Here is a 25,432-nt window from a genome sequence, read left to right as displayed (position 1 = left end):
CCTTAAGCGCGCGCGTTACGTTTAGAAACAATAATTTCAGCAATTTGCACAGCATTCCATGCTGCACCCTTCATGAGATTGTCAGAAACAATCCACATGTTCAATCCTTTGTTATCACCCAAATCACGGCGCAGACGTCCGACGAATACATCGGGTTTACCTGCACAATCCGTAGCTAATGGGTAAGCCTGCGAGCTAGGATCATCCACAAGCGTAATTCCTGGAGAATCAGCCAAAAGCTTCTTGACTGCATCCAAATCATAATCATTCTTCAGTTCAACATATACGGATTCAGAATGACCATATACAACCGGAATTCGGACACAAGTAGCTGTGACACTAATAGATTCATCTTTCATAATCTTCTTAGTCTCAAGAACCATTTTCATTTCTTCCAATGTATAGCCATTTTCCTGAAACTTATCAATCTGTGGAATCGCATTGAAAGCAATTTGATGTTTCACAGGCAATGAACCTACTGGCAATATATCCGGAGTTACTTCCTGACCTTCAATCACTGCTTTCGTTTGGCGATGCAATTCATCTATTGCACGGCTTCCCGCTCCTGAAACAGCCTGGTACGTCGAAACGATGATCCGTGAAATACCATATGCGTCTTGAAGCGGCTTCAATGCTGCAACCATTTGAATAGTTGAGCAATTTGGGTTAGCTATAATGCCATTATGTTCATCAATTTGCTCAGGATTAACCTCTGGCACAACCAATGGCGTATGAGGATCCATACGAAAAGCGTTCGTATTATCTATACAAACAGCCCCGTGCCGAGCGGCGTGGGGGGCAAGCTCTTTACTTACGTCGCCCCCAGCGCTGAACAGCGCAATGTCAATACCTTTAAAACTTTCAGGGGTTGCTTCTTCTACTGTAATGTCTTGGCCTTTAAAGTTAATCGTCGTGCCGGCGGAACGTGCAGAAGACAGCAATTTCAAACTAGAAATTGGGAAGTCTCTCTGATCCAGTAATTTCAAAATTTGTTCTCCTACTGCTCCTGTTGCTCCTACGACTGCGACATTAAACTTTTGATTACTCATTTGCCGTATCTCCCCTTATCAATTAAGACTATTTCTCTATAAAAATAGCAGTGTTTATGCTGAGAAAAAACGTTGTATAATCATAGGCTGTAATTGGGCACCTTCTAGTGCGGCATAGCATGTTTCAGGAATAAGATCCATTTGGGCAACAAGAGAATTTGGCTTCTGCTCCGGATTATCCTGACCAAAAGGAACAAAATAAATGTTCTTGGTAACGAGTAGCTTAGCGATATTAGCTGCATTAAGCCCCAGTCCGTCATTCGTTGAAATAGCGAGCACCAACGGTCTGCTATTGCGCATTTGCGATTTAGCTGCCATCAGCACAGGACTGTCTGTCATCGCATTCGCGAGCTTACTCGTTGTATTACCGGTACATGGAGCAATAACCATGACATCTATTAATTTAGAAGGACCCAAAGGTTCAGCCTCAACAATGGAAGAAATAATATCATTTCCAGTAATATCTTTCAACTGCTTCAGCCAATTTTCCGAAGTTCCAAAACGTGTATCCGTTACTAAAACCGACCCTGACACAATAGGTACCACATTGGCTCCAGCTTCCACAAAGCGCTTAATTTGTGGCATGATTTCAGCAATCGTGCAGTGTGAACCCGTTATTGCATACCCAACCGTCTTCCCCTGCCAGTTCATTCGCCATCCCCCCGAATCTTGATCTCGTCCGAAATCAACTGTACCAACGCATTGGCAATAATTAAGCCAGCTGTTTTGGGAGCTACGATGCCAGGCAGACCGGGAGCAAGCAAAGCCTTAATCCCCCGTTTCTCCGCATAGCGGAAATCACATCCTCCGGGAGCTGAAGCAAGGTCGATAATGACTGAGCTTAAAGGCATTCTAGACAGGATTTGTGCTGTGACTATCATAGTCGGTATCGTATTAAAAATCAAGTCGATATTGCCCACATGATCGCGCAAATCCCTTGTCAGGAAAGGCTCCCAGCCCATAACCTGTGCTCTTGCAAAATGCTTCTCCGAGCGTACGCCCACCTTAACTTCGGCACCGAGTCCCTGTAAACTTTTAGCCATTGTGAATCCTGTTCTCCCTAAACCAAGTACCATACTTCTCGATCCATGTATCGTGAAATCCGTATTCTCAATAGCCATAACTAATGCACCTTCTGCGGTTGGGATGGAATTATGAATAGCTACATCATCCCGGTTCAGAAGCTCCGTCAGCTTGACATGATGAGCAGCACAAAGATTCCGCAAATAGGGTTTAGCCATACCCGTGTAAACCGTGCATTCACGGGATAGGGAAGCCATAAGCTCATCCGTCAGCTTAAGCTGTTCATCAGAGAACAATGTGTTAATCATGCCGTTATCATCGCACCCGACCACAGGCAAGACCAGAACATCTGCAGTAGAAATCAAATCATCGGATAATTCACTCCAAGTGACTCCTTCCATTCTCTCCTTCAAATTATCGAAACCAACGATATGAACTATCGCATCCAATTCCGAACATTTACGGATTACCTCAAGCTGCCGTGCATCCCCGCCTAGGAAAACGAAGCGGACCCCTGTCAGCATAAGGATGTCACTCCTTTCAAGTAACGCTGTTATACAGCCATCTTATGCGCTGGCCTACACATGGGTGAATTAACTGCGATTTTCTCACACAAAAAAAAGCTTGCCGGTTTCTTCCTTTAAGAAGAAATCAGCAAGCTCTATTTATGTTTACTTACCCGTATGACCAAAACCGCCTGAACCCCGAACCGTTTCTGATAAAACATCAACCTGTTCAAATTCTACATCAGGCACCGTTTGAAAGACCATCTGCGCGATCCGTTCATTTCTATCGATCGTGAATGGCTCTTGACCTAAATTAATCAGTAGCACCTTCACTTCACCTCGATAATCAGCATCAATCGTACCCGGTGTATTCAAACATGTAATACCATGTTTAAATGCTAAACCACTTCTCGGACGAATTTGTGCTTCAAGTCCATCTGGCATAGCAAGAGCAAAACCTGTTGGAATCAACTTTCTTTCATTAGGCTGTAAGATAACAGGCTCCTCGACGGCTGCATATAAATCATACCCTGAAGCGGAACGTGACATTCTTTCTGGAAGTTTAATATCTTCGTGACCCGGTAACTTATTGATTTGAACGTAATGCGACAAAGTCGTCCCTCCTCATTCCAGCAATCGCTTTATCCGTTGTTCCCACCATTGCAAGTGCAAACGGCTTACTAAACATAAGATCCAGAGCCGCATTCACATCATCCATATTAACTTTCTCAATCTTCTCAATCATATCATCTAACGATAGATGCTTACCCATCATGAGTTCATTCTTGCCTAGACGATTCATACGACTTCCCGTACCTTCAAGACTGAGGATTAGACTTCCTTTTAACTGCTCCTTACCTTTACGAAGCTCGTCCTCACTAATCCCGTGAGTTGCTATATCCGCCATGACCTCTTTAGTCAACTTCATTACCTCTTGCGTTTGTTTAGGAGCCGTACCTGCATAGACTGTAAACAGTCCACTGTCCTCGTTGGAACTGTGGTAGGAATAGACAGAATAGGCCAGTCCCCGCTTTTCGCGAATTTCTTGGAAAAGGCGTGAGCTCATGCCCCCGCCGATACTATTATTCAGCAAAATCATGGCATATTGAAGCGGGTCATGAATGGAGCAGCCTGGAAACGAGAGGCAGATATGATTCTGCTCGGTCTTTTTCTTATGATATAACACTTCACTGTGGAAATCAGGAGTAGCAATATCCATGACTTCACCATGATTACCAAACCCACCGAAATGTTTTTCTAATAATTCAATAACATCGTCATTAATGTTACCCGCGACACTTACCACTGTATTCTCAATTGTATAATGATCTTTCATATAGGCACGCAAATCATCTGGACCCATCGCTTCTAGTTGTTGTTTAGTACCCAAAATCGGATAAGCTAGGGGATGATCTCCGTACACGACTTTCGACATAAGATCATGGACCAAATCATCTGGCGTATCCTCATACATTGAGATTTCTTCTAAAATGACGTTCTTTTCTTTTGCAAGCTCTTCCCCATCCATCAGAGAATTAAAGAACATGTCTGCCAGTACATCTACAGCTATCGGCAGATGCTCATCTAGTACCTTGGCATAATAACAAGTGTATTCCTTTGAGGTAAAAGCATTGACATTACCTCCAATGGCGTCGAACTGCTCAGCAATAGCCTTGGCATCAAAGCGATCCGTACCTTTAAACAGCATATGCTCGATAAAATGAGAGATCCCATTATTGTCTTGATGTTCATGTCTTGAACCTGTTTTGACCCATATTCCGAAAGAAACAGACCGGCAAGTCGGAATTTTTTCCATTACTACTCTAAGGCCGTTGGTCAGCTTTATTTTTTTCATGCAAAAAGGCCCTCCTAAATGTAATGCGTAAATTCCTAATCACTAAACGCAATCCTTATCCTATCAAAAAAAACGCTCTCACTCAACCGGGGCTTTTACGATCCGTTCTGAGGAAAGTGTTTGGCTTACCGTCCCAAGTGTTAACCCCTTTGCTTTAATCGCTTTAATCATACCCTTGAGGGCCTGAGAAGATGAAGAAGTCGGATGCATCAAGATGAGCGATCCTGACTCCACTTTATTTGATATTTTGACCACGATTGATGAAGGTGAAGGTTTACGCCAATCCACTGTATCCAGCGTCCATAGCACCGTTTGTAGTCCCAAACGATGTGCAATGCGAACAGTCTGCTGATTAAAGTCCCCAGAAGGAGGAGCAAACCATTTATTCTCAACACCAAGGCTTTCTTTTAAAAGCTTCTGAGTTTTGCTGATCTCTAACGTAGCTCGATCTGTACTAAGCTGACTCATGTTCGGATGCGAATAAGCGTGGTTTTCAAGCTCATGTCCCCGTTTTTGAATCTCTTTGGCCAACTCTACATTTTTCTTCAGCCAACTTCCGTCAAAAAAGAATGTTGCCTTCACACCTTCAGCATCCAGCGTATCCAGAATAGGAATGATATACTCGTTCCCCCATGCTACATTAATCATAAGCGATGCCATTGGTTTCTGCGGGTTACCACGGTAAATAGCTCCGCGCCCAGATCCTTTACATCTACCTTAGGTAGAATCTGCCTATAGACGTATGCAGTATGCGGTATGGATGTTTCCTTCGCTGCTTTCTGCGCCCGTTTGTATGTTTCTTCTACGTCAATCTCAAGGCCATTATAGCAGGAACGGCTTTCCACACACGATCTAAGGTTGCATCAATCGGCTCAATTCGTGTCTGCTTCGCCTTCTCTACAATTTGAATATAAAGTGGATCACTCAGGTGATTGTCCTGCTGAGGACCAACAGTCTCTATAATCGATGTATTCTGACGCACTTCATTTATATAATTCCTAACCACAGTGGTTTTCCCTATACCTAGCACAATGACAAAGCACGCTAGCACTATCGATGCCTGTCTAACTTTCATAGCTCCGCTCACCCCTCAACCCACTTTGTCCCATCATATGAGTCAGGCCATTGGAATATGATTAGATTCGTGCAAAGGAAGATACGATTGTGGTTATTTTCTATAAAAAAAGAGCCAGAAGTCTAAGCTTTCTGCCTCTTTTAATGCTTATTCAGCTGATGGTATAGCACATGAAGATAATTAAGCTTTCGTTTCTGTTGTAAGTACCGCTTTACGAGATAGATTAATACGTCCTTGTTGGTCAATTTCGGTTACTTTCACCGTAATTGTATCACCAATAGCAATGACATCCTCTACTTTAGCAACACGATCCGTTGACAGTTGCGAAATATGCACTAGGCCATCTTTATTCGGTAAAATTTCAACAAATGCTCCGAATTTTTCAATACGTTTAACCGTACCAACATAGATTTCACCAATTTGCACTTCACGAACAATACCTTCAATAATAGCACGGGCTCTTTGATTCATTTCTTCATTCGTAGAAGCAATGAACACACGTCCGTCCTGCTCAATATCGATCTTGACGCCAGTTTCTTCAATAATCTTATTAATAATCTTGCCACCTGCACCAATAACATCACGGATTTTATCCGGGTTAATGTTCATAATCATGATCTTAGGTGCATATTGTGACAATGATTCTCTAGGCTTCTCGATAGCTTCCACCATTTTGCTCAAGATGAATAGACGACCTTCTTTTGCCTGTGCCAAAGCATCATTCAAGATACTACGGTCAATCCCATCAATCTTGATATCCATCTGAATTGCAGTTACACCTTCAGCTGTTCCTGCAACTTTGAAGTCCATATCCCCTAAGTGATCTTCCATACCTTGAATATCCGTCAGAATCGATACATGGTCTCCATCTTTAATCAGACCCATAGCAACACCCGCAACAGGAGCTTTGATTGGAACACCCGCATCCATCATTGCCAAAATACTTGCGCAGATACTTGCTTGAGACGTCGAACCGTTCGATTCAATGACTTCAGATACGAGACGAATCGTATAAGGGAATTCCGTTTCAGAAGGAATAACTTTGGACATTGCGCGTTCGCCAAGAGCACCATGACCAATTTCGCGGCGGCCTGGAGCACGCAGTGGACGAGCTTCACCTACGCTGAATGGAGGGAAGTTGTAATGATGCATGAAACGTTTAGTTTCCTGTGGGTCAACACCATCCAGAATCTGAACATCACCAAGAGCACCCAAAGTACATACACTAAGAGCTTGAGTTTGTCCACGTGTGAACAAGCCTGTTCCATGTGTACGCGGTAGAATATTAGTATCGCATTCGATCGGACGAATTTCATCCAATTTCCGTCCATCTGGACGTACTTTATCATGCGTAATAAGACGTCTAACTTCTTCTTTAACAATATCATGAAGCACTTCTTTGACATCTTTCAAGAGCTCTGGCGTCTCTATGTATTTTTGTTCAAAGAACGAGACTGATTCGTTATTGATTCCGTCGATAGCGTCTTGACGAGCATGTTTCTCTTCAATACGTACAGCTTCAACGATGCGAGCTTCGGCAAAAGCACGAACTTCAGCGTTTACTGTAGCATCAACAGCATGCAATTTAACTTCCATTTTAGGTTTACCAGCTTGTACAACCAGTTGTTCAATAACAGCGACAATATTCTTGATTTCATCATGACCAAACATAATTGCCTCAAGCATGACTTCCTCAGGAACTTCATTCGCTTCCGCTTCAACCATCATAATGGCATCTTTCGTTCCTGCTACCACAAGATAGAGATCGCTCGCTTCTTGCTGCGCAACATTAGGATTGATGATAAATTGTCCGTCAATACGACCAACAGCTATACCACCAATAGGTCCGTTAAAAGGAACGTCCGAAATACTAAGTGCAGCGGATGTACCAATCATTGCAGCGATATCAGGTGCACAATCTTGATCCACACTCATAACTAAATTCAGAACTTGAACATCATTACGGAATCCCTCAGGGAACAATGGACGAATTGGGCGATCTGTCAAGCGGCTAGAGAGGATTGCTTTCTCACTCGGTCTACCTTCACGCTTGATAAATCCCCCTGGAATTTTACCTACCGCATATAATCTTTCCTCATAGTTCACAGTCAATGGAAAGAAATCCAAATCCTTCGGATCTTTTGAAGCCGTTACGGTACAAAGAACAACTGTATCGCCATAACGTACAGTTACCGCAGCGTTCGCTTGTTTAGCAAGACGTCCTGTCTCAAGTATCAGGGTTCTTCCGCCTAGCTGCATTTCAACACGCTTTTCCATGAAATCCCTCCTTCTTCTTCATTCATTATATCCATTTATAAATATATTCATCTAATCCTGCATAAAAAGCAACCCAGTTGCCCCCGCTGTCACTCCTAGAAGGACGAACGGTGAACAACCAGGCTGCTTTAATGTAGAACCATATTAGCGGCGCAATCCTAGCTTCTCGATTAGAGCGCTATAGCGTCTAACATCTTTATTCTTCAAGTATGCCAACAGCTTACGACGTTGACCTACCATTTTCAACAATCCACGACGGGAATGATGATCTTTCTTGTGCGTACGCAAGTGGTCCGTCAAGGTAACGATATTCTCCGTTAGGATAGCAACTTGCACCTCTGGTGATCCAGTATCGGACTCATGAGTTTTGTTCTCTTCAATCAGTTGTTGTTTACGTTCTTGAGTTAATGCCATCCTGTTCACCTCCTTCATATAATCATAAAAATAATCGCCGTTAGCCTCGTTACCGTCGGTGAGATCGAGTAACCAAGCTAAGGTTATGTGTACTGTTTCCAGCAACGTTAATCAGTATAGCATACTTGATGACATAAAGTAAATGTTAGCCACTGTTTAATATTACTATTGCAAGAGCTTCTTTGCCTGCTCTGCATCTGCAGTGATTTGAGCTACCAATTCGGGTATCGAGTTAAACTTACGTTCGTCTCGGATATAATGAACCAGTTCTACGGTCAATATCTCTCCATAAATCTCTTCATCGAAATCAAATAGATGCACTTCGTAGCTTGGAGCGATTTTACCTTCATTAAAAGTAGGTTTTACCCCAACATTCATCACGCCTGGAATCCAATTTCCTTGGTACAACGTCATGACTGCATAAACTCCTTGGCGGGAACAACAAAACGGTCAGTTAAGGAAAGGTTAGCTGTAGGAAAACCAATCGTACGACCACGCTTATCGCCATCGATTACAGTTCCCCGCAAACGATAGTTTCTCCCCAGTAAATGATTGACCTGTACCAAATCTCCCGACTGCAAAGCTTGACGAATGACCGAACTGCTGACCTTCTCTCCTCCAAGTAAAAATGGTGGAATGGTCTCCACAAGCATTTTCGTCTGGCCAAGTTCCCTCAGCATATCAGCATTTCCTTCCCCTTTATGACCAAACCGGAAGTCAAAGCCAACAACGGCTGTATGAATCTGTAGCGGAAACAGCATACCTTCCACAAAGTTAAACGGACTAACATGGGAAAAGGCATCATTAAATTCCACGACATATAACGTTTCCACACCCAACTCTTGAAGCAACAACTGTTTCTCATGGAGGGGTGTCAAGTTCCCATCATAGTCGCCTTTCTTCATCACATCTTTGGGATGTGGATGAAAGGTCATCACAGCCGCAGGCACACCAGCTTGGCGGGCCTGACGGACCGCAGATGAAATAACACTGGCATGTCCCAAATGTACGCCATCGAACTGTCCAATAGCTACTACCTGAGGATGAGCATATTCGCGTGCGATGTCTTGAGATAGTGGATAGGATAAGTTCACAGTTTTCACAACGCTCTCACCTGCAATTCATTAGATATCCCTACATAAATAAGTACGGGTTACTGCTCTGGTAAAAACACCTTAATGGGTGCTATTGCTCCAGTCTCTTCCTGCCGTTCGAAGATACCCAGAAAATGACCTTCTACATCATACAACCGAATACTTCCTTCGCTCTGTACTTCAGGAGTCACGAATCTTGCAGATAAACGCTGACCTTGCAGCGTCGCAGCGGTTTTCTCCTCTGCAACAACATGAGCTGGTAAATGCTCAATTGCCTTATCTACTGCAATTAAACGTTCGCCTAATGTTCCGCCCTCTACCAATTGTTCAATCTCAGCAAAAGACAGACATTGCGATGCATCGATGCCCGCTGACACCGTGCGCACCAACTTTACCATCGTGGAAGGCAGACCTAACTTGCGTCCGATATCCACACATAGTGTACGGATATACGTTCCTTTGGAGCATAAAGCACGAAATGATATATCTAGATGCGGACCATTCCAAGATGAACCTGTCATTTCAATCTCATATATCGTTACTTCTCTACTCTTACGTTCAACCGTCTTACCTTCACGGGCCAACTCGTAGAGTCGCTTACCATCTACTTTGACTGCCGAATACATTGGCGGTACTTGAGAGATAACCCCTTGAAATGATCGGAGCACCTTCTCTACCTCTTCAAGAGTAACAGATATATGATCAACTTGCTCTAACACTGTGCCGGTCATATCTTCCGTATCCGTTGCGAGGCCTAAACGTAGGGTAGCTTGATATTCCTTAGGAAGTTCCTGCATATATTCAACAACACGTGTTGCTCTACCAAGACATAGCGGGAGAACACCTGTAACTTCAGGATCTAACGTGCCCGTATGACCTACACGCTTCATTTTTAACAAACGGCGTACTTTGGCCACAACATCATGGGAAGTCATACCAGCCGGTTTATCGACTGCCAAAACTCCTTCGAATTCACTCATAAAAATGATCTCACCCGTTCTATAACCTCTGGTACAATGGTTTCCATTGCGCCTTCAATCTTGCATCCTGCCGCTCTGACATGTCCACCGCCACCAAAAGATTGGGCAAGAGCAGCTACATCAACTTTACCTGCAGAGCGCATACTCACTTTAACGGCTTGATCATTAATTACTTTGAAGAGAATACCAACCTCAACACCCTGAATATTTCGTGGATAGTTTACAATACCCTCAAGATCTTCATTCGCCGCACCCGTGTCTATCATATCTTGTGGTGTGATGCAGACCCAGCTAATTTTACCATCGTCAGTCATCTGAAGAGAACGAAGTGCTTTCGTTAGCACCTTCATTTGAGCATGCGTCATAGACTCCAGAAGTTGTTCAGACAGCTCAGGCCCATTAACCCCATAATCCAAAAGCTTCGACGCAATTGCCATCACTTTAGGGGAAGTATTCGAATAACGAAAGCCTCCCGTATCCGTCAATAGTCCGGTATAAATCGCCGTAGCTATTTCCTGATTCCAGGTAACATTCGAAATATTAATAAGGTCATATAAAATTTCCGCAGTTGCTGCTGCATCTGGCTTAATCAGCGTAACACTTCCATATCCATTATTCGTCGGATGGTGATCAATGTTTAGTATTTCAGCATTGTTGTCAAAATAACGCTCTGTTAATCCAACGCGGCCAAAATCGGCACAATCGACGCATATTACATGCTGAAATGTACGTTCAAGCGGATTCTGTTCCATATTCACAATTTGATCTGACATAAGCAAAAATTGCATACGCTCCGGAATTGAACCCTCATTAATCAGTGTAAATTTCTTCCCTAAACATGAGAGAAGCCAGCCCACGGCTACCGTGGAACTGACTGCATCTCCGTCGGGCTGAATATGCGACACTACTAAGAAGTCATCGTGTTCCAGCAGAAATTGCTTAGCCTGCTCAAGCGATTGTTCATAGGTCTGCATTACAGTCTCCTTTTATAAAACATACTTTAATTCGTATCATCCTTGCTAATCTCGCCGAGCAATTTCTCAATATGACTACCGTAAGCTACGGACTCATCAAATTTGAAAATCAACACAGGCGTATGACGCAAACGAATTCTCTTTCCTAACTCAGAACGGAGAAACCCATTAGCTTTATCAAGCGCTTTGAGCGAATTCTCTTTCTGTTCCACATCCCCCAGTACGCTAATGTAAATCTTAGCCTGGGAGAGATCGTTAGTTACTTCAACACCTGTTATCGTAAGAAAACCGATGCGTGGATCTTTTAGTTCACTTTGGATCAGCTGGCTCAGTTCTTTCTTAATCTGCTCTCCAACACGTCCAGTCCGTATTTTAGCCATGCAATTTCACCTCTCTACTTGCGCTCCACCGTTTCCATGATGAACGCTTCAATAACGTCGAGTTCTCTGACGTCATTATAGCTTTCCAAAGTAATACCGCATTCATAACCTTGCGCCACTTCTTTAGCATCATCTTTGAAACGTTTGAGAGTATCGATCTTACCTTCATGAATGACAATACCTTGACGGATCAAGCGAACTTCCGCATTACGCGCAATTTTGCCTGATGTAACCATACAACCGCAAATGGTACCGACTTTACTGATTTTGAAAATGTTACGTACTTCTGCGTGGCCGATAACCACTTCTTTAAATACTGGATCAAGCATACCCTTCATGGCTTGCTCAATTTCTTCGATTGCGTTATAAATTACGCGGTGCAAACGGATATCAACCTTCTCTTGCTCAGCCGTTGCTCCAGCTTGAGGATCAGGACGAACGTTAAATCCGATAACAATCGCATTGGATGCTGCTGCGAGAATAATGTCCGATTCCGTAATGGCACCTGCACCACTATGAATGATCTTAACGCGAACGCCTTCAACTTCGATTTTGCTAAGTGAACCCTTAAGAGCTTCAACCGAACCTTGAACGTCACCTTTAATAATCACATTCAGATCTTTAATTTCGCCATCTTTAATATGCTGGAACAGATCATCCAGTGTAACACGTACGTTAACACCCAGATCCGATTGTCGCTGCGTAATGGAACGTTTGTCAGCGATGGAACGTGCTTTACGCTCATCTTCAAACACCATGAACGGATCACCCGCTTGAGGAACCTCAGTCAAACCTGTAATTTCAACAGGTGTCGAAGGTCCAGCTTCCTTAAGACGACGGCCTTTATCACTTACCATGGCGCGAATACGACCGAAGCAGTTACCTGCAACAAATGCATCACCGACTTTGAGCGTACCATGTTGCACGAGAATACGTGCTACTGGTCCACGTCCTTTGTCCAGCTCAGCTTCGATAACCGTTGCACGAGCACGTTTATCAGGATTTGCTTTATATTCGTTCATTTCAGCTACGAGAAGGATCATTTCAAGTAGTTCTTCCAGACCCATTCTTTGTTTAGCTGATACATTTACGAAGATTGTATCGCCGCCCCATTCTTCAGGAACAAGACCATACTCAGTTAACTCTTGTTTCACTTTATCAGGGTTAGCATCTGGCTTATCAATTTTGTTAACAGCTACAATGATTGGTAATTCTGCAGCCTTAGCATGGTTAATTGCTTCAACCGTTTGTGGCATAACACCATCATCAGCTGCAACCACAATAATCGTAATATCCGTAACTTGTGCTCCGCGTGCACGCATAGCTGTAAATGCTTCGTGACCTGGAGTATCAAGGAATGTGATTTTCTTATGGTTAATCTCAACTTGATATGCACCAATATGCTGTGTGATACCGCCTGCTTCGCCACCCGTTACATTGGTAGAACGAATTGCATCCAGAAGTGTTGTTTTACCATGATCAACGTGACCCATAATGGTAACAACCGGAGGACGGGATTTCAAATCTTTATCATCGTCGCTCTCTTCAACCGTTTCAAAACGATCATCTTCAAGTACAATTTTCACTTCTACTTCAACACCGAACTCGCCGGCAAGCAGAAGAATCGTATCCATATCAAGCTCCTGATTAATGGTTGCCATAACACCCATCGAAATCAGTTTCTTAATCACTTCAGAAGCATCCTTGTGTAGCAATTTAGCGGTTTCACCAACCGTCATTACGCCACGAACAATGATTTTCTTAGGTGTGTTGTCAATTTTCTCTCGCGGAGGCTGATTCTGTCCTCTTCCACGGCCGTTGTTACGTCCGCCACGATTGTTGTTTCTAAAGTTACCTGATTTGTTATCATCAAAACGTTTCGAACCGTTATTGCTTCCACGGCTCTTATTGTTGTTTCCGCCTCTGTTCTCACCTGGCTTGGAGAAACTATCTCCACCACCACTTGGTTGACCTGATTGGAATCCACTACGATTTTGCGGTGGACGGGAAGAAGTGCCGCTGGACGAACGTTGACCAGCACCCGCTCCTTGTGACCCTTGAGGACGGCTTTGTCCTCCACCTTGTGAAGGTGAACTTGATGGACGGGAGGTATATCCGCCTTGCGAAGAACTTCCTTGCGTGCGGTTACCTTGACCTCCACTTTGTTGTCCTTGAGGACGTGGGTTATTACCTTGGTAAGTACTACCTTGAGTACGGTTACCTTGTCCAGAGGATTGTCCCTGCGGACGATTACCTTGACCGCTAGATTGTCCTTGAGGACGACTAGTGGAAGATGAACTTTGTTGAGAGCTTGGTCTGCGGGAATCTTGCCCGCCCTGGGGTCTTTGTGACCCGGATTGTGTGGTGTTATTCGTATTATTATTCATACCTACCTGCTTTTCCTGTTGTTTTTGGGATTGCGGCTGACCGGATGAACCGGTACCCAGGTTTCTCACGACACTCGTGTCTTTTTGAACATTGGGAGCAGAAGTAACTGGTTTGTTATCTCCACTTTCCCGTTTTGCTGCCGCATTTGACTTGATATCTTTAAAAAATTGTTCCACTTTAGTGACTGTACCATTCTCCATGACGCTCATATGATTGTTCACAGGAATATCGAGTCTCTTCATGATGGTTATAATTTCTTTACTGCTCATATTTAGTGATTTGGCATATTCGTACACGCGCAGTTTTTCTTTACTGTCTTGTTTACTCAATATACTCCACCTCCGTCATTATCTCCAAAGACTTGGAGATCATTTCCGCGAACCCTTGATCCGTAATCGCGAGCACAACGCGTTCCGGCTTACCTATGCTTGTGCCCAAACTTTCCCGGTCAAATCCGATCACCAGAGGGATGTTGTATGTTCCGCATTTATCGCGAAACTTTTTCTGTGTATTTGCTGAGGCGTCACCCGCCAGTATGACTAGTTTAGCTTGAGAAGACCGTATGGACTTTAGCACGATTTCGTCACCTGTGACTATTTTTCCCGCTCGCATGGCAAGACCGAGACGAGACAGTGCTTTATTCATCACTGGATTGTTCCTTGACTGCAAGAAATTCATTCTCAACAGAAGTGAAATCCTCAGCGAGTTGCTCATAAATTTCTGGCTTCACATGATGCTTCAATGCCCGATCGAGCGACTTATTCTTCTGTGCTAGCTTAAAGCAGGAAACTTTACCACATAGGTAGGCTCCTCTTCCAGACTTCTTGCCAGTCAGGTCAATTAGCACTTCATCTTCAGGCGTCTTAACGATACGAATCAGTTCTTTCTTAGGCATCATTTCTTGGCATGCCACGCATTTGCGTAGCGGTACTTTTCTTTGTTTCAAACCGCGACCCCCGTCCTGTTTAAATTAATCGACGGTAACGGAATCTTGATGCATTTCACCCGAGGATGTTTTCGGTCTGCCGAATTCCTGTTCCGCCTGGCTCTCGCTCTTAATGTCGATCTTCCATCCGGTCAGCTTAGCAGCAAGACGCGCATTTTGCCCTTTGATACCAATAGCGAGCGATAGTTGATAATCCGGCACGATCACGCGCGCCATCTTCTCATCTTCAAAAACCAACACCTCAAGAACTTTAGAAGGACTTAATGCATTCGCAACATATTCCTCCACCTGATCTGAATAACGAACGATGTCGATTTTCTCACCACGAAGTTCATTAACGATGGTTTGTACCCGCATACCACGGGGTCCGACGCATGAGCCTACAGGATCAACTTCCGCATTACGGGAATGCACTGCAATCTTCGAACGGAAACCAGCTTCACGAGCAACTGAACGAATCTCAACAACTCCGTCAAAAATTTCAGGCACTTCTAGCTCAAACAGACGTTTGAGAAGACCCGGATGGGTACGTGACAGCATAATTTGAGGACCTTTAGTCGTGTTCTCAACCTTGGTGATATATGCTTTGATACGATCGCCATGTTTGAATTTCTCATTAGGCATAAGTTCGTTCTGCGGAAGAGCAGCTTCGATTTTACCTAAATCAATGTAAAAGTTACGTGGATCCTGGCGCTGGACGGTACCTGTTACGATATCTTCCTCTTTATCAACAAAAGCGTTATAGATCAACCCACGCTCTGCTTCACGGATACGTTGAGTAACAACCTGTTTTGCCGTTTGTGCGGCAATCCGTCCAAAATCACGAGGCGTCACTTCAATTTCAGCAATATCTTCTAGTTGAAAGTGAGGGTTAATTTCTCTTGCAGCAGCAAGCAGAATTTCAGTGCGGGGATCTAACACTTCCTCAACAATCAGTTTACGGGCATATACTTTAATAACCCCTGTGTTACGATTCATATCAACTCTTACATTCTGTGCTGTATTAAAATTACGTTTGTAGCTGGAAATCAGAGCAGCTTCAATAGCTTCAAAAAGGATATCCTTGCTAATTCCCTTTTCTCTTTCCAACTCATTCATTGCTTCAATAAATTCCATACTCATTGGAATTCAGTTCCCCCTTTCATTAGAATGTCTTTAAAAAACAATGGCCAGTCTAGCGCTGGCAACTTTGTCATACGGAATGCGGTATTGCTTCTTGCCTGCTGCGATTAAAAGCTCTTCATTCTCAAACGAAAGAAGCCGGCCTTCAAATTCTTTCAGACCATCTAGCGCCTCGTATACCGTAATATAAACATCTTTACCGACAGCCTTTGCAACGTCTTCACTCTTCTTGAGCGGACGTTCTGCCCCCGGCGAAGATACTTCCAAAAAATAAGCGGTGGGAATCGGATCATTGTTATCCAGTTTCTCACTCAGGTATTCACTGATCATGCCGCAGTCATCAATATCGATGCCGCCATCCTTATCGACAAAAACACGGAGGAAGTAATTACTACCTTCCTTTACGTATTCCACATCAACCAGTTCGAAGTTATGTTCCTCCATATAGGGCTGTACCATTTCTTCTACAATATCTTTAATCTTCGTTGTGCTCAAAGAATATAACCTCCAAGACTTCATTATCCTATATACCAAAGAGTAAAGAGTGGGTCGCCCCACTCTTTACACAACGGTTTTATCTCCATGATTACCAAAAAAATTATAACATAGTCTGGCAACACTGACAAGTATCTGTCCTTGACTGCACCTTGTCTACCAAGGGATTTGGGCATTGTTGCATCAAGTCAACATGACTGAAAAGTTCCTATTTCCACTACTAAAATAATGATAATTGATTACTTTCAGGCAAACCACGGAAGCAGCCCATTTGCGTGAGCAGTTCAATGATTGTTTTACCTGCCTTCGATTTCTGCTGGAAATCTTCAATTGAAAGAAACTCGCCGAAATCACGTGCTCCCGCGATATTGCGGGCAGCATTGTCTCCTATTCCTTGAAGAGCAGAGAATGGTGGAATCAATGATCCTTCGTCTACTGTAAAACGCGTTGCTTCTGAGCGATACAGGTCAATGTTCTTGAAACTGAAGCCTCTTGCTGTCATCTCAAGCGCCATTTCGAGAATAGCAAGCATCCCTTTTTCCTTGGTAGTTGCTTGGAATCCCTTCTGCTCGATCTCTTGAATTTGACGATAAATAGCCTCATATCCCTGACAACAAAGCTCTATATCAAAGTCTTCAGCACGTACTGAGAAATAGGTTGCGTAATACTCAATAGGATGATACAGCTTAAAGAATGCTGTTCTTACGGCTGAAATAACATAGGCTGCGGCATGAGCCTTTGGAAACATGTACTGGATTTTGAGACAGGAATCAATATACACTGTGGTACCTTGCATTTCTTCATCTCATCGATCCATTCCTGAGATAATCCTTTACCTTTACGTACATTTTCCGTAATTTTAAAGGCCAAGCTAGCATCCATACCCGCTTTATAGATCAAGAAGAGCATGATATCGTCACGACAACCGATTACGGTTTTGATGTTACAAGTTCCATTCTTAATCAATTCCTGAGCGTTACCAAGCCATACCCCTGTTCCGTGGGACAAACCTGAAATTTGCAGTAGATCGGCAAATGAAGATGGCTTCGATTCAATAAGCATTTGACGAACAAATTTGGTTCCCATTTCAGGTACACCATATGTTGCAACAGGCGAGCGTATTTGCTCTGGCGTTACACCAAGTGCTTCGGTTGAATGGAACATGCTCATTACTTTTGCATCATTCATCGGAATACTTACCGGATCAACACCCGTTAAATCTTGAAGCATCCGCATCATAGTCGGGTCATCATGACCAAGAATATCGAGTTTAAGCAGATTCGCATCAAAAGCATGATAGTCAAAATGCGTTGTTTTCCATTCAGAGCTGGTATCATCCGCAGGATATTGCACAGGTGTAATATCTTCGATGTCCATGTAATCAGGTAATACAACGATACCGCCTGGATGCTGCCCTGTGCTTCTTTTCACACCCGTACAACCCGCAGCCAAGCGATTCACTTCAGCTCCACGCCAGCTTTTCTGATGATGCTCTTCATATTTCTTCGTGTAACCGAAAGCTGTCTTCTCAGCTACTGTACCGATTGTACCTGCGCGAAACACATTTTCAGGTCCAAAAAGGACTTTCGTATAGTTATGCGCCTGCGGCTGATACTCACCTGAGAAGTTAAGGTCGATATCGGGGACTTTATCACCTTTAAAGCCAAGGAAAGTCTCAAATGGGATATCTTGACCCTCACCTTTTAACATATCGCCACAATCAGGACATGTCTTGTCAGGAAGGTCAAATCCACTTGGAATACTACCATCGAGGAACCATTCGCTATGTCTACATTCACTATTTTTACAAACATAATGAGCAGGCAACGGATTTACTTCGGATATCCCTAAGAAAGTTGCAACAACGGATGAACCTACTGACCCTCGTGATCCTACTAGATATCCATCCCGATTGGACTTCTTAACCAAACGCTCAGAGATCAAATAGTTGGCAGAGAAACCATATTTGATAATAGGTTCAAGCTCCTTCTCTAGCCGCTTCACCACGACATCCGGCAATTCCTCACCATAAATGGATTTTGCCGTGTCATAACATGTTTGGCGAATCTCTTCATCCGCGCCTTCCATAACCGGTGTAAACAGCTTGTCCGGAAACAATTCCAATTCTTCAAAGCGGTCTGCCAAGTCGCATGTATTACGGACTACCACTTCAAATGCTTTATCTTTACCTAAAAATTCGAATTCACTTAACATTTCATCCGTTGTACGGAAGTGTGCATCGGGTTTGCGCATATCCTTGAGTGGACTAAACCCAGTGATCCCATTAATCGTAATTTCACGGAACAACTTATCACGTTCTTCTAAATAGTGAACATTACCTGTCGCAATAACCGGTTTATTTAACTTCTCACCAATTTCACAGACTTTTCGAATCGCTGATTTCAATTCCAGAGCACTGCCTACCAATCCTTTGTCTACCAGATGCATATACATCGTTAGAGGTTGAATCTCAAGGATATCGTAGAACTGAGCAACTTCGATTGCTTCTTCAACGGTTTTATTCAGTACAGCTTCGAAAAACTCGCCCTTTTCACAGCCAGAGATAATCAGCAGCCCTTCACGTAAATCTTCAAGCTTCGACTTTGGTATACAAGGAACACGTTTAAAATATTCAGTATGCGATTGGGAAACAAGTTTGTATAAATTTTTCTTACCAACTGGATTCAGCGCGTAAATGCCACAGTGAAAAGGACGTGCGTTGGACAAATCTACACCGACGTAATCATTGAGACGTTCAAGCTTGGTTAACCCTTTCATCTTCTCAGCATCGGCAAGTAGTCCATTCAAAATACCTGCTAGTGCTATCGTATCGTCAATGGCTCGGTGATGGCTCTCTAGCAACACTTTGTATTTATCAGCCAGTGTATTTAGACGGTGGTTCTTCATGCTTGGATAAAGTAACCGTGCAAGCTCTAACGTATCCAGTCCTGGATTGTCCATGGTGTTCATACCACGTTCTTTAAGTGAGGCTTGTATAAAACCAATATCAAACCGCGCATTATGAGCAACCAGAATGCCGTCTCCAGCAAACTCCACAAAATCACGCAACACAGGCTCAAGATCGGGTGCATCTTTTACCATTTCATCCGTGATGTTCGTTAATTGCTGAATATGATATGGGATCTTCTCATGCGGATTAACAAATGTAGCATAACGGCCAATTTCTTTACCCTCATGAATTTTTACTGCAGCAAGTTCTGTGATATTACTATTGGTAATCGACAGACCCGTGGTCTCGATATCGAATACAATAAAAGTTGCCGTTTTTAAATCTTCAGAACGGGGTTGAATCACCACAGGAACGGAGTCATTCATAACGTTAGCTTCGACCCCGTAGATCATCTTCATTCCATTCTTTTTAGCGGATTTAGCCGCATCCGGATAGCTTTGAACCCCGCCATGGTCACTAACTGCGATCGCTTTATGACCCCATTTAGCAGCGGTCTTCACATATTTATCGATTGAGGTTACCGCATCCATCGTGCTCATCGTCGTATGCAGATGAAACTCCACTCGTTTCTCTGGTGCATTATCTTTCCGAGCAGGAGGGGCTTGTACTTCAGATAAGTCTGACGGGATCATTACAAGCTCAGGGATCGGCATAAACCGGTCCATTTCAACCCGTCCACGTGCCTTTACCCACTTACCATTTTCGAGTAAGTTCATGATTTTGAGATCTTCTTTATTCTTAGCAAACATCTTCATCTGCATAGAATCACCAAAGTCTGTCAGATTGAACATGAAGAGTGTACTGCCATTACGCAGTTCCTTGCGATCCAGACCAAAAATCGTACCCTGAATCGTAATCTTCTTCTCTTCATCTTGAATCTCCTGAATTGCAACAGGCTGCTCTTTAATGTCATAGCCCACTTGCAGGCGTACGTCGCCTTCTTCATCATCTGAAAAGTTCGCTTCCGCTTCAATACTACTCATCATTTGCTGAATCACTTCACGTTGTTCTTGAAGCTTCTTCTGCTCGAATTCTTCGAATGCATCCTGATTAGTCTCTCCAAGCTGAATCTTAACGCGCAATGGCAACTCAAAAAAGCGGGTAAAGAAGCGGGTAATCGCCTGGTCTATTTGTTTCTTACGGGCAAGTTCTAAGGATGTATTATCATTCATCGTCAGTAGCAGCACTTCGCCGTCAAGTTCATGCTGCGCACGCATCATCCAACCATTCACAGACGGTACTTCACGTTGTACCCAACTAAGAAATAGGTTCCAATAAGTGTCAACAATCTCTTTAGGAGCAACGGAAGGTCCGTATTTGAAAATAAACGATAGTTTGGCAATATGCTGCATCTTATCCTGGAGTTTTAAACAAAATGCTCGGTAAATTTCAGCAGGCACCAATGTATCTTTTATAATCGTAATCATCCATTCCTGGCTACTACGACTAATTTCCACCCGGTCAATATATCCATCTAAAAAATAAGGATCAATTAGAGCAGGAGGCACTTCCCCCTGTTTCATCAACAGTTCAAATCTTTTTCTTTGTTCCAGTGTCTTATCCACGCTCTCTTCCCCCTTGCTGCCTTAGCATAAAAATGAAAAGCTCCTGTTCACAAAAATGTCCTCGATCCCTTACTCACCGACTCATTTCTGGCAGAAGCTCCTCAAACATCTATTTCTTAAACCGTATTCTGCTCTCACCCCAGAAAACGACTTCAAATCATCCTAATTAATAGGCTCTAGCGAACACAACAGTATGCTTCGCAGGTTGTCCGCACACAAGGCAAGTATGTTTCACTTCAGTAGGATTAAATGGAATATTACGGCTTGTTGCACCCGTCTCTTCCTTCACCTTACTTTCGCATTCATCCGAACCACACCATCCAGCAAGTGAGAAGCCGCGTTTTTCTTCCATGGCACTCTTCATTTCTTCAAGGGTATCTACGGAATAGAAATTATCAGCCATAAACTGCTTGGCACGCTCGAACATTTCGCTCTGAACTTGTGCAAGCATTGCATTTACTTCTTCAACCAGATTATCCTGCTGAACGACCTTCTTCTCGCCAGATATACGTGATACGAGTACACATACGCCATTTTCCATGTCTCTTGGACCGATTTCCAAACGAATTGGAACACCACGCATCTCATATTCATTGTATTTCCAGCCTGGACGAACATCACTACGATCGTCTACGCGTACACGAATGCCTGCTTTTTTCAGTTCAGAGAACAATTCATCCGTACGACCAACAACCGCATCCCAAGTCTTAGGTGGACCAATTGGAATCATAATCACTTGAGTTGGAGCGACTTTCGGTGGCAAAGCCAGACCGCGGTCATCACCGTGCACCATAATCAGAGAACCAATCAAGCGTGTGCTCGTTCCCCATGAAGTCGTATGAACATATTCCTGTTTATTTTCCCGACTAAGATACTGAATGTCAAAAGCAACGGCGAAATTGGTACCAAGATAATGAGAAGTTCCGGCTTGTACAGCACGACCATCCTTCATCATGGCTTCAATTGAGAAAGTTTCCTTTGCACCAGCAAATTTTTCAGAAGGTGTTTTCTGACCTGTAATCACAGGGATCGCTAAGAACTCTTCAGCAAATTCACGATATACTTCAAGCATTTTCATCGTTTCTTCACGTGCTTCCTGCTCATTCTCATGTGCAGTATGGCCTTCTTGCCATAAGAACTCACTTGTACGTAGGAAAGGTAGTGTACGTTTCTCCCAACGAACTACGTTAGCCCACTGGTTAATGAGTACAGGTAAGTCACGGTAAGATTGAATCCATTTGGAGTACATATGACCAAACATTGTCTCTGACGTTGGACGTATGGCTAGACGCTCCTCAAGCTTATCTCCGCCTGCTTCAGTAACCCAAGGCAGCTCCGGATTAAATCCTTCGATATGTTCTTTCTCCTTTTGGAAAAAGCTCTCAGGAATGAACAACGGAAAGTAAGCATTACGGTGTCCAGTCTCCTTAAAACGGCGATCAAGATCGCTTTGAATATGCTCCCAAATTTCATAACCATCTGGACGAAAAACAATACATCCACGTACTGGCGAATAATCCATAAGGTCAGCTTTTTTAATAACATCTATATACCAGCGTGAGAAATCTTCCCCTTGCGGCGTAATTTCCGTCACAAATTTCTTATCGTTCGACATAAAAATGGACTTCCTCCCAAAAAGTTCTCCCCTATGACTCCTTTTAAGAGTAGGGTATTTCGTCTTTATCCGTTTATCAATCGTAAAATATCATTATACGTCACAGCAATCATGAGTAGGAACAACATCGCAAAGCCTATGAAGTGAACCATACCTTCTCGATTTGGATCAATTGGTTTACCACGAAGTGCTTCAACCCCTAAGAAGACAAGTCGACTACCATCCATTGCTGGGATCGGTAGTAGATTAAATATTCCTAGGTATAAGCTCAATATTGCCGCCCAATACGTAAGCTGCACAATACCTTGCTTCGCAATTTGCCCTGTCACTTCAAACGTGCGGACTGGACCTCCGATGTCATCCATATTGAATTGGTTTATCAGTTGCCCAAATCCTTTGAAAATGATCTTTGTTGTATCGACCATTGCCATTCCGGAACCGGTAAATGTTTCACCAATGGAAGCTTTGCGACTTGGAAGCTGCGATGTAATACCGACTTTACCACCTTCCTCACCCTTCATGCTGCGCGGAGTAAGTGTAACGTCAAATACTTCATTGCCACGTTGAATCGTCCATTTCATTGGCTTATCTTTAGATTTGGCTGTAATATCAACCATTTTCTTGAAATCAGCACCAATCGCTACTCCATCAATCGATTTTACGATATCACCTTTTTGTAAATCAGCCTCTGCCGCTGGCATCCCTTTACTGACATTACCGATTTGTACATACGTCGGATTCTCAATCGGAATGCCCGCCATTTGTAAATGTACAGCGAACAAAATAAATGCCAAGATGAAATTCATCAAGGGCCCAGCAAAAATGGAAAGAGCACGTTGTCCGACTGTCTTGCTGCCAAACTGACGATTCCTTGGTGCAACTTGTATTTCCTGGGATTTTGTCACTAACATGGCTTGTGGATGAATCGGATACTGCTGCATTTCACCATCTACATCTAAACGAACCTTCATCGAATCTACGATATCAATGAATTGCACTTCACCACGAATTACATTCTTACGGTTGTCGAGTTGATCTAAATAAATCTTCTTCGCTTCTCCGTTACTAACTCGTAATGCAATCGTCTGTCCGGGGTGGATTTCAGCAATCTCTGGATCCTCTCCCGCCATACGAGCGTAGCCGCCAAATGGCAGCAGACGCAGTGTAAACTGCGTTTCATTACGCTTATAAGAAAACAGTTTCGGACCGAAACCGATAGCAAATTCCCTGACTAAAATTCCCGCCCTCTTGGCGAAATAATAATGGCCCCACTCATGCACCGTTACAATGACGAAGAACATAAGTACTGTCAAAAATACTACTTGCACCATTTCCAATCGTCGCATCCCCCTTCTTTGTCTGAGACCGAAGTCATATTTCAAACCTATAGATTGAATTCATTATAAAAAGCTGAAGAGCTCGTCTTTTGTTCAGTCTATATAGATTATCATTATTCTCCGGTCACGCACAAGAGAATCACATTTGTACCTATTTTTAAATTAAGGGAGAAGAGTGGTGAAACATATCGGCAGACGGGAGTTCTACTCTTAAAGCTTCGCAGCCCGTTCCCGCGTCAAACGATCGCATTCCTCAATGGAACCAAGTTCTGGATATGAGATGTTGTCATGCATGCCCAGCACTCTTTGTATAATATCCTCAATCTGCAAAAAGGAGATCTCTTTGCGTAGAAACCGCGATACAGCTACTTCATTAGCCGCATTAAACGCTGTCGTTGCGGTTCCTCCTATTTTACCACATTCAAAGGCTAGTCTTAAACATGGGAAACGTTCGTAGTCCATTTCATGAAAATGAAGCTTACCTATTTCAGCAAGAGACAGACTCTTAGACGGGGAAGGCCAGCGCTCAGGATAAGTCATAGCATATTGAATCGGCACTCGCATATCAGGATTTCCAAGCTGGGCAATAATGCTCGTATCTTTAAATTCCACAAACGAATGAATAATGCTCTCGGGATGCAAAAGCACATTAATTTGCTCGTAAGGAAGATCAAAAAGCCAGCGAGCTTCAATAACCTCAAGTCCCTTATTGACCATAGTTGCTGAATCAATCGTAATTTTGGCACCCATAGACCAGTTGGGATGCTTTAACGCATCTTCTACAGTTACATGAGTAAGTTCTTCACGACTCCGGTTACGGAATGAACCACCCGAAGCCGTTAAAGTTATGCTCGCCAAATCACGACGATTCTCTCCATTCAAGCATTGAAAAATAGCTGAGTGTTCACTATCGACAGGCAATAGCTTCACACCACGTTTCTCAGCTAATGAAGTTACAATATGACCCGCTGTAACAAGCGTTTCCTTATTGGCTAGCCCAATCTGTTTACCAGCTTCAATTGCTGCAAGAGTAGAATGCAGACCTACACTTCCCATGACCGCTGTGATAACCATTTCTGCATCTGTGTTTGCAGCAATTTCGATCAACCCTTCATTACCATGAAACAGCTCGACACCTGATGGAATCTTCTCTTTAATTTGATCCGCAAGTTGCTTAGACGCAACGGACACTTTCTTGGGATGATACTGATGGATTTGCTCTAGGAGCAGATCTACGTTGGTTCCCGCTGCAAGCCCTTCAATTTGAAAATGCTCCGGATGCTTTGATACCACATCCAGTGTCTGCGTACCGATCGAACCTGTAGAACCAAGAACACTAATCTTTTTCATCATGCACCTTCTTTTG

The 25,432-nt window shown here is 43.4% G+C and carries 18 protein-coding genes and 3 pseudogenes; all 21 read right to left on the bottom strand.

All coding sequences use genetic code 11. From position 1 onward, the window contains the following. Positions 1–2: 2 nt before the first annotated feature. A complete protein-coding gene (locus JCM16418_RS17535; protein WP_036651564.1) occupies positions 3–1,049 on the bottom strand; it encodes an aspartate-semialdehyde dehydrogenase in 1,047 nt (348 codons plus the stop codon). Positions 1,050–1,103: 54 nt separating this feature from the next. Next, complete coding sequence (locus tag JCM16418_RS17530) at positions 1,104–1,700, bottom strand: dipicolinate synthase subunit B (RefSeq protein WP_036651563.1); 597 nt, start codon at positions 1,698–1,700, stop codon at positions 1,104–1,106. Further along, positions 1,697–2,596: a dipicolinate synthase subunit DpsA gene (gene dpsA, locus JCM16418_RS17525; RefSeq protein WP_036651561.1), complete on the bottom strand. Its 900-nt coding sequence runs from the start codon at positions 2,594–2,596 to the stop codon at positions 1,697–1,699. Before dpsA ends, JCM16418_RS17530 begins: the two co-directional genes overlap by 4 nt. A gap of 147 nt (positions 2,597–2,743) precedes the next feature. Further along, positions 2,744–3,190, bottom strand: a complete 447-nt coding sequence (gene dut / locus JCM16418_RS17520) for a dUTP diphosphatase (protein ID WP_036651558.1) — start codon at positions 3,188–3,190, stop codon at positions 2,744–2,746. Next, entirely contained in the window at positions 3,165–4,433 is a 1,269-nt protein-coding gene (locus tag JCM16418_RS17515) for a M16 family metallopeptidase (protein WP_036651555.1), read from the bottom strand. The genes dut and JCM16418_RS17515 overlap by 26 nt, the downstream gene beginning before the upstream one ends. Before the next feature lie 78 nt (positions 4,434–4,511). Continuing rightward, positions 4,512–5,508 (bottom strand): annotated as a pseudogene (locus tag JCM16418_RS17510) (polysaccharide deacetylase family protein). 180 nt (positions 5,509–5,688) lie between these two features. Further along, positions 5,689–7,785 (bottom strand): polyribonucleotide nucleotidyltransferase, encoded by a 2,097-nt coding sequence (gene pnp, locus JCM16418_RS17505; RefSeq protein ID WP_036651553.1) that lies wholly within the window; start codon positions 7,783–7,785, stop codon positions 5,689–5,691. Between the two features lie 144 nt (positions 7,786–7,929). Continuing rightward, positions 7,930–8,199 carry a 30S ribosomal protein S15 gene (rpsO, locus tag JCM16418_RS17500; RefSeq protein ID WP_036651551.1) on the bottom strand — a complete coding sequence of 90 codons (270 nt, stop codon included), beginning with the start codon at positions 8,197–8,199 and terminating at the stop codon, positions 7,930–7,932. A gap of 165 nt (positions 8,200–8,364) precedes the next feature. Next, positions 8,365–9,302 (bottom strand): annotated as a pseudogene (locus JCM16418_RS17495) (bifunctional riboflavin kinase/FAD synthetase). 50 nt (positions 9,303–9,352) lie between these two features. After that, positions 9,353–10,273, bottom strand: coding sequence for a tRNA pseudouridine(55) synthase TruB (truB, locus tag JCM16418_RS17490; protein ID WP_036651549.1), 921 nt, complete (start codon positions 10,271–10,273; stop codon positions 9,353–9,355). Beyond that, a complete protein-coding gene (locus JCM16418_RS17485) occupies positions 10,270–11,247 on the bottom strand; it encodes a DHH family phosphoesterase (RefSeq protein WP_036651546.1) in 978 nt (325 codons plus the stop codon). The genes truB and JCM16418_RS17485 overlap by 4 nt, the downstream gene beginning before the upstream one ends. A gap of 26 nt (positions 11,248–11,273) precedes the next feature. After that, the gene (gene rbfA, locus JCM16418_RS17480) at positions 11,274–11,627 is read right to left on the bottom strand and encodes a 30S ribosome-binding factor RbfA (RefSeq protein ID WP_036651543.1); all 354 of its coding nucleotides are present in this window, start codon (positions 11,625–11,627) and stop codon (positions 11,274–11,276) included. 14 nt (positions 11,628–11,641) lie between these two features. Beyond that, complete coding sequence (gene infB, locus JCM16418_RS17475; RefSeq protein WP_036651540.1) at positions 11,642–14,344, bottom strand: translation initiation factor IF-2; 2,703 nt, start codon at positions 14,342–14,344, stop codon at positions 11,642–11,644. Continuing rightward, positions 14,337–14,660 carry a YlxQ family RNA-binding protein gene (locus JCM16418_RS17470; protein ID WP_172679245.1) on the bottom strand — a complete coding sequence of 108 codons (324 nt, stop codon included), beginning with the start codon at positions 14,658–14,660 and terminating at the stop codon, positions 14,337–14,339. The genes infB and JCM16418_RS17470 overlap by 8 nt, the downstream gene beginning before the upstream one ends. Continuing rightward, entirely contained in the window at positions 14,653–14,961 is a 309-nt protein-coding gene (rnpM, locus tag JCM16418_RS17465) for an RNase P modulator RnpM (protein ID WP_036651535.1), read from the bottom strand. Before rnpM ends, JCM16418_RS17470 begins: the two co-directional genes overlap by 8 nt. 24 nt (positions 14,962–14,985) lie before the next feature. Further along, positions 14,986–16,083, bottom strand: a complete 1,098-nt coding sequence (nusA, locus tag JCM16418_RS17460; RefSeq protein ID WP_036651533.1) for a transcription termination factor NusA — start codon at positions 16,081–16,083, stop codon at positions 14,986–14,988. A 33-nt stretch (positions 16,084–16,116) separates the two neighbouring features. Further along, positions 16,117–16,578 (bottom strand): ribosome maturation factor RimP, encoded by a 462-nt coding sequence (gene rimP / locus JCM16418_RS17455; RefSeq protein ID WP_036651530.1) that lies wholly within the window; start codon positions 16,576–16,578, stop codon positions 16,117–16,119. 220 nt (positions 16,579–16,798) lie between these two features. Further along, positions 16,799–21,072, bottom strand: a pseudogene (locus tag JCM16418_RS17450) (PolC-type DNA polymerase III). Positions 21,073–21,280: 208 nt separating this feature from the next. Beyond that, positions 21,281–22,729, bottom strand: coding sequence for a proline--tRNA ligase (gene proS / locus JCM16418_RS17445; RefSeq protein ID WP_036651527.1), 1,449 nt, complete (start codon positions 22,727–22,729; stop codon positions 21,281–21,283). A gap of 65 nt (positions 22,730–22,794) precedes the next feature. After that, positions 22,795–24,066 carry an RIP metalloprotease RseP gene (rseP, locus tag JCM16418_RS17440; protein ID WP_036651525.1) on the bottom strand — a complete coding sequence of 424 codons (1,272 nt, stop codon included), beginning with the start codon at positions 24,064–24,066 and terminating at the stop codon, positions 22,795–22,797. A gap of 210 nt (positions 24,067–24,276) precedes the next feature. Beyond that, positions 24,277–25,416, bottom strand: a complete 1,140-nt coding sequence (locus tag JCM16418_RS17435) for a 1-deoxy-D-xylulose-5-phosphate reductoisomerase (RefSeq protein WP_036651523.1) — start codon at positions 25,414–25,416, stop codon at positions 24,277–24,279. Positions 25,417–25,432 lie beyond the last annotated feature (16 nt).

The sequence above is a fragment of the Paenibacillus pini JCM 16418 genome (genome assembly GCF_000576305.1).
Taxonomy (GTDB): domain Bacteria; phylum Bacillota; class Bacilli; order Paenibacillales; family Paenibacillaceae; genus Paenibacillus_AQ; species Paenibacillus_AQ pini.
This window is presented reverse-complemented; position numbering and strand designations above follow the sequence as displayed.

What these genes read in the sequence shown, in the direction of transcription:
- JCM16418_RS17535 (WP_036651564.1), bottom strand. Translation starts at nt 1,049, where the DNA reads ATGAGTAATCAAAAGTTTAATGTCGCAGTCGTAGGAGCAACAGGAGCA.
- JCM16418_RS17530 (WP_036651563.1), bottom strand. Translation starts at nt 1,700, where the DNA reads ATGAACTGGCAGGGGAAGACGGTTGGGTATGCAATAACGGGTTCACAC.
- dpsA (WP_036651561.1), bottom strand. Translation starts at nt 2,596, where the DNA reads ATGCTGACAGGGGTCCGCTTCGTTTTCCTAGGCGGGGATGCACGGCAG.
- JCM16418_RS17515 (WP_036651555.1), bottom strand. Translation starts at nt 4,433, where the DNA reads ATGAAAAAAATAAAGCTGACCAACGGCCTTAGAGTAGTAATGGAAAAA.
- pnp (WP_036651553.1), bottom strand. Translation starts at nt 7,785, where the DNA reads ATGGAAAAGCGTGTTGAAATGCAGCTAGGCGGAAGAACCCTGATACTT.
- rpsO (WP_036651551.1), bottom strand. Translation starts at nt 8,199, where the DNA reads ATGGCATTAACTCAAGAACGTAAACAACAACTGATTGAAGAGAACAAA.
- truB (WP_036651549.1), bottom strand. Translation starts at nt 10,273, where the DNA reads ATGAGTGAATTCGAAGGAGTTTTGGCAGTCGATAAACCGGCTGGTATG.
- JCM16418_RS17485 (WP_036651546.1), bottom strand. Translation starts at nt 11,247, where the DNA reads ATGCAGACCTATGAACAATCGCTTGAGCAGGCTAAGCAATTTCTGCTG.
- rbfA (WP_036651543.1), bottom strand. Translation starts at nt 11,627, where the DNA reads ATGGCTAAAATACGGACTGGACGTGTTGGAGAGCAGATTAAGAAAGAA.
- JCM16418_RS17470 (WP_172679245.1), bottom strand. Translation starts at nt 14,660, where the DNA reads ATGAATAAAGCACTGTCTCGTCTCGGTCTTGCCATGCGAGCGGGAAAA.
- nusA (WP_036651533.1), bottom strand. Translation starts at nt 16,083, where the DNA reads ATGAGTATGGAATTTATTGAAGCAATGAATGAGTTGGAAAGAGAAAAG.
- proS (WP_036651527.1), bottom strand. Translation starts at nt 22,729, where the DNA reads ATGTCGAACGATAAGAAATTTGTGACGGAAATTACGCCGCAAGGGGAA.
- JCM16418_RS17435 (WP_036651523.1), bottom strand. Translation starts at nt 25,416, where the DNA reads ATGAAAAAGATTAGTGTTCTTGGTTCTACAGGTTCGATCGGTACGCAG.